An 8,373-nucleotide genomic window follows, 5' to 3' on the forward strand; every position below is an offset into this window, starting at 1 on the left:
AGGACAGATTTTAGTCACCATTTTTCAGTTCAATGTTGATACCTAAAGAACGGATCTCTTTGGTCAATACGTTGAACGATTCAGGCATACCTGGTTCCATATAATGGTTACCATCTACAATGTTCTTATAGATACGGGTACGACCTTCAACGTCATCCGATTTCACAGTAAGCATTTCTTGAAGAGTATATGCTGCACCGTATGCTTCGAGTGCCCAGACCTCCATCTCACCGAAACGCTGACCACCGAATTGAGCTTTACCACCCAATGGCTGTTGCGTTACAAGAGAATAAGAACCTGTAGAACGCGCATGCATCTTGTCATCAACCAAGTGGTTCAATTTCAACATATACATGTAACCCACGGTTACTGGACGGTCAAATTTCTCACCTGTACGTCCGTCGTATAGTTCCATCTGACCCGTCTTAGAATAACCTGCAAGATCAAGTAACTCTTTGATCTGACCTTCTTCAGCACCGTCGAATACAGGTGTTGCTAAAGGAACACCCTTACGCAAGTTACCAGAAAGTTTCAAGACTTCTTCATCAGTCAAGGTATCAAGCTCTTCTTGCTCACCACCGACTTTGTTGTAGATCTTATCTAAGAAATCACGTAACTCAGCCATTGTGCGTTGCTGTTGAAGCATCTTGTCGATTTGCTCGCCCAGACCTTTAGCCGCCAAACCTAAGTGTGTTTCAAGAATCTGACCCACGTTCATACGAGATGGTACACCCAGTGGGTTTAACACCACATCTACAGGAACACCGTTTGCATCGTGTGGCATGTCTTCAACAGGCAAGATGTTCGATACAACACCTTTGTTACCGTGACGACCCGCCATCTTATCACCAGGCTGGATACGACGTTTAACCGCCAAGTAAACTTTAACAACTTTCAATACGCCAGTTGTGAGTTCATCGCCTGTAGAAAGTTTGCGTTTTTTCTCTGCAAATTTCTCGTCAATTTCTGCGCTCTTCTCTTTCAAGAACACTTGAATTTGAGATAGACGTTCAGCAATTGCTTCATCAGTCGGTTGAATTTCAAGTAGATCTACAAGCTCTAAACCTGACAACATGTCTTCTGACAATTTGTCGCCACGTTTGGTTGTACCGCCACCATTCGATTCTTGACCTTTCAACAAGCGAACAATACGTTCACGTGCTGCTTCTTCAAAGATTTTGAATTCTTCTTTCAAATCTTTACGGTACGCATCAAGCTGTGCTTTTTCAATTGCTTGTGCACGTTCATCTTTCTCTAAACCGTCACGAGTGAAGACTTGAACGTCAATCACTGTACCTTTAGTACCAGATGGAACACGTAAAGAAGAGTCTTTTACGTCAGCCGCTTTTTCACCAAAGATTGCACGAAGCAATTTTTCTTCAGGTGTTAATTGCGTTTCACCTTTAGGCGTTACTTTACCTACAAGAATGTCACCCGCAGTGACTTCAGCACCGATATAAACGATACCTGATTCATCAAGTTTAGACAGTGCAGCTTCACCAACGTTAGGAATATCGGCAGTAATTTCTTCTGCGCCTAACTTGGTATCACGTGCTACACATGACAATTCTTGAATATGAATCGATGTTAAACGGTCTTCTTGAAGTACACGCTCAGATAACAAGATCGAGTCTTCGTAGTTGAAGCCGTTCCATGTCATGAACGCAACACGCATGTTTTGACCCAATGCCAACTCACCGCCATCGGTAGAAGGACCATCTGCCAATACATCACCACGACCAACTTTATCACCCAAGTTCACAAGAACTTTTTGGTTGATACAAGTGTTTTGGTTTGAACGTGTATATTTGATCAAGTTGTAGATGTCGACACCCGCTTCACCAGCAATCATCTCATCTTCATTCACACGAATAACAACGCGTGAAGCATCAACAAATTCAATCACACCGCCACGGTTTGCAATCACACACACACCAGAGTCACGTGCTACGTTTGCTTCCATACCGGTGCCAACAAGTGGTTTATCGGCAAGCAATGTAGGCACAGCCTGACGTTGCATGTTTGAACCCATCAATGCACGGTTTGCGTCATCGTGTTCAAGGAACGGAATCAATGATGCAGCAACAGATACAACCTGCTGTGCAGATACATCCATATGCGTTACTTTTTCAGGTGGGGTACGAACAGTTTCACCTTGATGACGCACAGTAACCATTTCATCAATCAGGTTATCTTCTGCATCAACTGCTGAGTCGGCCTGTGCAATCACAGTTCCTACTTCTTCAATCGCAGATAGATATTCAACTTCGTCTGTTACACGACCATTAACAACTTTACGGTATGGTGTTTCCAAGAAACCGAAGTCGTTGGCTTTTGCATAAACAGAAAGCGAGTTGATCAAACCAATGTTTGGACCTTCAGGCGTTTCAATCGGACATACACGACCATAGTGCGTATGGTGTACGTCACGTACTTCGAAGCCTGCACGCTCACGCGTCAAACCACCAGGCCCAAGCGCTGATACACGACGTTTGTGTGTAATTTCAGACAATGGGTTGTTTTGGTCCATGAACTGAGATAACTGGCTTGAACCAAAGAATTCTTTGATTGCTGCAGCAACTGGTTTCGCGTTGATTAAATCTTGAGGAGACAAGTTATCAGTTTCAGCTTGACTCAAACGCTCTTTTACTGCACGTTCAACACGTACCAAGCCCACACGGAATTGGTTTTCAGTCATTTCACCAACTGAACGTACACGACGGTTACCCAAGTGGTCGATATCGTCGACTTCACCTTTACCGTTACGGATTTCAATCAATATACGCATTACATCGATGATATCGTCATTCGACAAGATACCTTCAACTTCGCGAGATTTTTGATCTGTACCGACTTCGTAAGGACGACCCAAACGACGGTTGAACTTCATACGGCCAACAGGCGACAAGTCATAACGCTCAGAAGAGAAGAACAAGTTGTGGAACAGATTCTCAGCAGCTTCTTTGGTTGGTGGCTCGCCTGGACGCATCACTTTATAGATTTCTACAAGTGCTTCATCACGGTCACGTGTTAAATCGGCACGTAAGCTGTCTGCAATGAATGGGCCACGGTCAATATCGTTCGTGAACAAAATATTGAACTGTTTTACGCCGCCTTCAGCAAGTTTCACCATGACTTCATGGCTAAGTAAGGTATTCGCAGGAATCACATCACCATTACGTAAAATGATGTTTTCAGCAGTAATACGCTCATACAAATATTCATCTGGAACAGAAAGCTTAGTTAACCCTGCTGCTTCCATTTGACGAACATGACGCGCATTAATACGTTTACCTTGTTCAACAATCACTTTACCGCTATTGTCGGTAATATCGAATTGTGCCATCTCACCACGCAGGCGATCTGGAACAAGTTCAATCTGATAGCTGCCCATATCCAGATAAACAGGAACTTTTTCATAGAACAAGTTCAAAATTTGCTCATCGGTATAGTTCAATGCACGTAGAACTACCGTTGCCAATAATTTACGACGACGGTCAATACGAACATACACTAAATCTTTAGCGTCAAACTCAAAGTCTAACCATGAACCACGGTAAGGAATAATACGCGCAGAATACAAAGTTTTATTTGCGTGAGTTTTACCCTTGTCACTATCAAAGAACACCCCAGGTGAACGGTGTAACTGAGATACGATGACACGCTCAGTACCATTGATCACAAAAGTACCGTTTTCAGTCATCAATGGGATTTCACCCATGTAGACTTCTTGTTCACGGACATCTTTAATTGACTTGGTTTCGCGATCTTTAATGATCAGGCGAATTTTAACGCGCATTGGTGCCGCATAAGTTGAGCCGCGAAGAATACATTCACGTACATCAAACTCAGGTTTACCAAGGCTATACTCAACAAATTCTAAAGCAGCATTTCCAGAATAACTTTCGATTGGAAAAACTGAACGAAATGCGGCTTGGAGACCGATATCCTCACGATTTTTTGGAAATTTACCATCTTGCAAAAACGTTCTGTACGAATCGACCTGAATCGAAAGTAAGTACGGAACGTCCATGACTTTGGGCAAATTACCAAAATTCTTACGGATCCGTTTTTTTTCGGTATATGAGTATGCCATCTGGAGTCCTCGGAAAGTACAATACTAAACCCGCCTGCAGTTCGGGTTTAGATGGAATTACGCAGGCCGATATGGCCACCACTACTTACAAATACTGCAAATGAGAGTGGTAAAAACGCTTAGCAATATTTTTTTTGAGTATAAAATATTGGTAAGCGTTTGATTTGTCACGTTATTTTACTTAAAAGCCTCTTTTTCATTCAATTTGAACAAAAATCGAGCCGACTATTGTAACGCAAAAAGGCTGATGACCCAAGAGCCATCAGCCAATTTTTGGAGTCAATTTCAAAAATCAACTCCGTAAAGAAATTACTTAAGTGTAACTGTAGCACCAGCTTCTTCAAGTTTCTTCTTAAGTTCTTCGCCTTCTTCTTTAGAAACAGCTTCTTTAAGAACAGCTGGAGCGCCTTCAACAAGGTCTTTTGCTTCTTTAAGACCAAGACCAGTTGCTTCACGAACTGCTTTAATTACAGCTACTTTGTTAGCACCGAAAGAAGTCAACTCAACGTTGAATTCAGTTTGCTCTTCAGCAGCAGCAGCGCCAGCACCTGGAGCAGCAGCAACAGCTACAGCAGCAGCAGATACATTGAATTTTTCTTCGAAAGCAGAAATTAATTCAACAAGTTCAAGAACAGTTTTTTCAGCAACTGCGTTTAAGATTTCTTCGTTAGTTAAAGCCATGAGAATAACTCCAAATGGATATTGAATGGTGTAGATATTTGATTAAGCAGCTTCTTGCTCGTTTTTCTCTTTGAGTGCTGTAATAAGGCGACCCAATTTCGAAATAGGAGCTTGAAGAACGTTGGCAAGCATAGTAAGTGCTTTTTCTTGGTTCGGAAGATTCGCGATAACACTAACTTCTGCACCTTGATAAACTTTGCCATCAAATGCAGCAGCTTTTAATTCAAAAGCTTTGTTAGTTTTAGCAAATTCTTCGAACAAGCGTGCAGCTGCACCCATGTCGTCTTCAGAAGTTGAAAAACCGAGAATTGTTGGACCAACTAGGTTGTCACCCAAGATATCAAATTGAGTACCTTCAAGTGCACGTTTAGCCAAAGTGTTACGTACGATACGTGTTGCAACACCTAACTTACGAGCTTCAACACGAAGTTGTGTTAATTGCTCTACGTTTAAACCTTGGTAGTCAGCAACAACAGCAGAGAAAGCTTTGCTTGCAGTTTCATTAACTTGAGCAACGATTTCTTTTTTGTTCTCTAATAGTAGAGCCACTGTAAAACCTCCTAAGGTGATTTATGCATCCTGATTTAGATGCACTCCCAATTCGTAAGCCTTTCGACTTACACGCGGAGGTTGAATAAATCACACCACCGCGTCTACGCAGGCTGGTCTATTAAGAGGAAAACTTCCTCGCCTGAGGTCTTTGACGCTAATAGGCTTTAACCTATCAATTCAAAGTCCACTCTAAAGCAGAACATTTCTGATCTAACTTTAGAGATTCAAGAATTCTGTCTAAGTAATAACTTAGTTAGAAACGTTGTTTACATCAACGATAAGACCAGGACCCATAGTTGAGCTCAAAGTGATCTTTTTGATGTAGATACCTTTAGAAGTAGCAGGTTTCAATTTTTTCAAATCTGCAACTAAAGTTTCAACGTTTTGACGAACAGCAGTAGCTTCAAAACCTACTTGACCGATCGCAGCGTGAATAATACCCGCTTTGTCAACACGGTAACGTGCTTGACCTGCTTTCGCATTACGTACTGCACCAGCAACGTCTGGAGTTACAGTACCCACTTTAGGGTTTGGCATCAAACCACGTGGACCAAGAATCGTACCTAATTTACCTACAACGCGCATTGCATCTGGAGCAGCAATTACAACGTCAAAGTTAAGGTTACCCGCTTGGATGCTTTCAGCAAGATCATCAAAACCAACGATGTCCGCGCCTTCAGCTTTAGCAGCTTCTGCAGCAGCGCCTTGAGCAAACACAGCTACACGTACAGTTTTACCAGTACCTGCAGGAAGTGTAGTTGCACCACGAACAACTTGGTCAGATTTACGAGGGTCAACACCTAGGTTTACTGCGATATCCAAAGATTCTTTGAATTTAGCAGCAGGAAGGCTGTTAAGAACTTGTACTGCTTCTTCCAAAGTGTAAACTTTGTTTGCTTCTACAGCAGCAGCAATGGCTTTTTGACGTTTAGTTAACTTTGCCATGTCTTATAGCTCCACTTCCAAGCCCATAGAACGTGCAGAACCAGCGATGGTACGAACACGTGCGTCTAAATCAGCACCAGTTAAATCTGGTTCTTTAGTAGTCGCAATTTCTTCTAATTGAGCACGAGTCAACTTACCAACTTTAGTTTTGTTTGGTACAGAAGAACCCTTTTGGATACCAGCAGCTTTCTTAAGAAGAATAGATGCAGGTGGAGTTTTCATGATGAATGTGAACGACTTATCGTTGTACACAGTGATCACGACAGGAATTGGCAAGCCTACTTCAAGTTTTTGTGTAGCAGCATTGAATTCTTTACAGAATGCCATGATGTTTACACCACGTTGACCTAGTGCAGGACCAATCGGTGGAGATGGATTCGCTTTACCAGCTGGAACTTGCAGCTTGATATAGCCGTCAATCTTCTTAGCCATTTCAAAATACCTCTGGGTACAAACGCCTTTAGGCTCCCCAACTTTTTAAACAGTATTAAAATACTGTAATAACAATGCCCGATAAAATCGGGCGTTTTTCAACCAATTCAAATTAAACTGTTTTTTCGACTTGTCGAAATTCAAGCTCAACCTGAGTCGGACGATTGAATACATTAATCGTCAACGTTAAACGTGACTTTTCGTATTGAACTTCTTCCACCACACCTTTAAAGTCTGTAAATGGACCGTCAATAACCAATAATTCTTCACCTGGTTCAAACATCGTTTTTGGACGAGGTGCTTCACCAGTGTTACGTACACGAGCAAGAATAGCATCAGCTTCTTTTTGCGTAATTGGCGCCGGTTTCTCAGGTGTTCCCCCGATAAAACCTAAGACTTTTGGACATTCTTTTACAATATGCCAAGTATCTTCATTCATATCCATTTCGACTAACACATAGCCTGGAAAGAATTTACGCTCTGATTTACGCTTTTTGCCATCCTTCATTTCTACCACTTCTTCGGTAGGAACAAGAACTTCGCCAAAGCTATCAACAACAGCACTACGCTGGATTCGGTCTTTGAGTGAACGCATCACTTGTTTTTCATAACCTGAATAGGCATGAATAATATACCAACGTTTCATAGCTTCTTACCCGATAATCAACTTCACTAACCAGCCCAAAGCGTAGTCACAACACCACAGCACGATAGAAGCGATGACTACAACTAACACCACTTGCCATGATGTAGTTACCGTTTCTTGCTTGGTTGGCCAAGTTACTCGACGTAATTCTACGCGCGCATCCTTCAGCAAACGAATAAAACCTTTGCCTTGGTGGGTGGCGTATAATAAACCTAAAGCGACAATGATACAAGCAAAAATTACCCCTACTCGCGCCCAGATATTATTCGCTGGAGCCCAATAAGCAGGCAAATACTGATTCACCAAGGTTGCAGAAATCAGCAAAACAAGTGCAATAATCCAAAGTACAACGTCTAGTGGAGAACCAGAACGTACAACTTCAGAGCTCGTATTTCTTTGGGGGATAGGCGCGTCGCTTAATGCGTCACGCGATTTATCATTCGACATGGGTTTACTCGTCGTAGAATTCGCGACTTATTATAAGACAATTTAGCCAGCATCTTATAAGACAATTTAGCCAGCATCAAGCTTTCAATTTTAAAAATGGCAGGCCAGGAGGGACTCGAACCCCCAACATTCGGTTTTGGAGACCGACGCTCTACCAATTGAACTACTGGCCTACAAAGTAAACCGAGAACCTAAGCCCTCGGTTTGGAGAATCAGAACAGTATATTATGCAGTTACTTTAGCAACAACACCAGCACCTACAGTACGACCACCTTCACGGATCGCAAAACGTAGACCTGGATCCATTGCGATTGGGTGGATCAATTCTACTGACATTTCTACGTTGTCACCTGGCATTACCATTTCTACGCCTTCTTTCAACTGGATCGCACCAGTTACGTCAGTTGTACGGAAATAGAATTGTGGACGGTAACCGTTCAAGAATGGAGTGTGACGTCCACCTTCGTCTTTAGATAGTACGTATACTTCTGCGTCGAATTTAGTGTGCGGTTTGATTGTACCTGGTTTAGCCAATACTTGACCACGTTGTACTTCTTCACGTTTTGTACCACGA

The 8,373-nt window shown here is 42.4% G+C and carries 7 protein-coding genes, 1 tRNA gene and 1 pseudogene; all 9 read right to left on the reverse strand.

Going from position 1 to position 8,373, the window contains the following annotated elements; translation table 11 throughout:
• Positions 1-10 precede the first annotated feature (10 nt).
• Positions 11-4,096, reverse strand: a complete 4,086-nt coding sequence (gene rpoB, locus ABDV70_RS08645; protein ID WP_343597065.1) for a DNA-directed RNA polymerase subunit beta — start codon at positions 4,094-4,096, stop codon at positions 11-13.
• A gap of 309 nt (positions 4,097-4,405) precedes the next feature.
• The gene (gene rplL / locus ABDV70_RS08650; RefSeq protein WP_004916934.1) at positions 4,406-4,777 is read right to left on the reverse strand and encodes a 50S ribosomal protein L7/L12; all 372 of its coding nucleotides are present in this window, start codon (positions 4,775-4,777) and stop codon (positions 4,406-4,408) included.
• A gap of 42 nt (positions 4,778-4,819) precedes the next feature.
• A complete protein-coding gene (rplJ, locus tag ABDV70_RS08655) occupies positions 4,820-5,326 on the reverse strand; it encodes a 50S ribosomal protein L10 (RefSeq protein WP_343597067.1) in 507 nt (168 codons plus the stop codon).
• A 252-nt stretch (positions 5,327-5,578) separates the two neighbouring features.
• Positions 5,579-6,274, reverse strand: coding sequence for a 50S ribosomal protein L1 (rplA, locus tag ABDV70_RS08660; protein ID WP_343597068.1), 696 nt, complete (start codon positions 6,272-6,274; stop codon positions 5,579-5,581).
• A gap of 3 nt (positions 6,275-6,277) precedes the next feature.
• Entirely contained in the window at positions 6,278-6,706 is a 429-nt protein-coding gene (gene rplK, locus ABDV70_RS08665; RefSeq protein ID WP_004637639.1) for a 50S ribosomal protein L11, read from the reverse strand.
• 112 nt (positions 6,707-6,818) lie between these two features.
• The gene (gene nusG / locus ABDV70_RS08670; RefSeq protein ID WP_343597070.1) at positions 6,819-7,352 is read right to left on the reverse strand and encodes a transcription termination/antitermination protein NusG; all 534 of its coding nucleotides are present in this window, start codon (positions 7,350-7,352) and stop codon (positions 6,819-6,821) included.
• Positions 7,353-7,358: 6 nt separating this feature from the next.
• Entirely contained in the window at positions 7,359-7,799 is a 441-nt protein-coding gene (gene secE, locus ABDV70_RS08675; RefSeq protein ID WP_343597071.1) for a preprotein translocase subunit SecE, read from the reverse strand.
• A gap of 97 nt (positions 7,800-7,896) precedes the next feature.
• A tRNA-Trp gene (locus ABDV70_RS08680) sits at positions 7,897-7,972 on the reverse strand.
• Positions 7,973-8,024: 52 nt separating this feature from the next.
• Positions 8,025-8,373 (reverse strand): annotated as a pseudogene (locus ABDV70_RS08685) (elongation factor Tu); the annotation flags it as partial.

The sequence above is a fragment of the Acinetobacter sp. genome, assembly GCF_039596015.1.
Lineage (GTDB): Bacteria > Pseudomonadota > Gammaproteobacteria > Pseudomonadales > Moraxellaceae > Acinetobacter.

Coding starts and splice junctions, on each gene's coding strand:
- rplL (WP_004916934.1), bottom strand. CDS start 4,777: ATGGCTTTAACTAACGAAGAAATCTTAAACGCAGTTGCTGAAAAAACT.
- rpoB (WP_343597065.1), bottom strand. CDS start 4,096: ATGGCATACTCATATACCGAAAAAAAACGGATCCGTAAGAATTTTGGT.
- rplA (WP_343597068.1), bottom strand. CDS start 6,274: ATGGCAAAGTTAACTAAACGTCAAAAAGCCATTGCTGCTGCTGTAGAA.
- secE (WP_343597071.1), bottom strand. CDS start 7,799: ATGTCGAATGATAAATCGCGTGACGCATTAAGCGACGCGCCTATCCCC.
- rplK (WP_004637639.1), bottom strand. CDS start 6,706: ATGGCTAAGAAGATTGACGGCTATATCAAGCTGCAAGTTCCAGCTGGT.
- nusG (WP_343597070.1), bottom strand. CDS start 7,352: ATGAAACGTTGGTATATTATTCATGCCTATTCAGGTTATGAAAAACAA.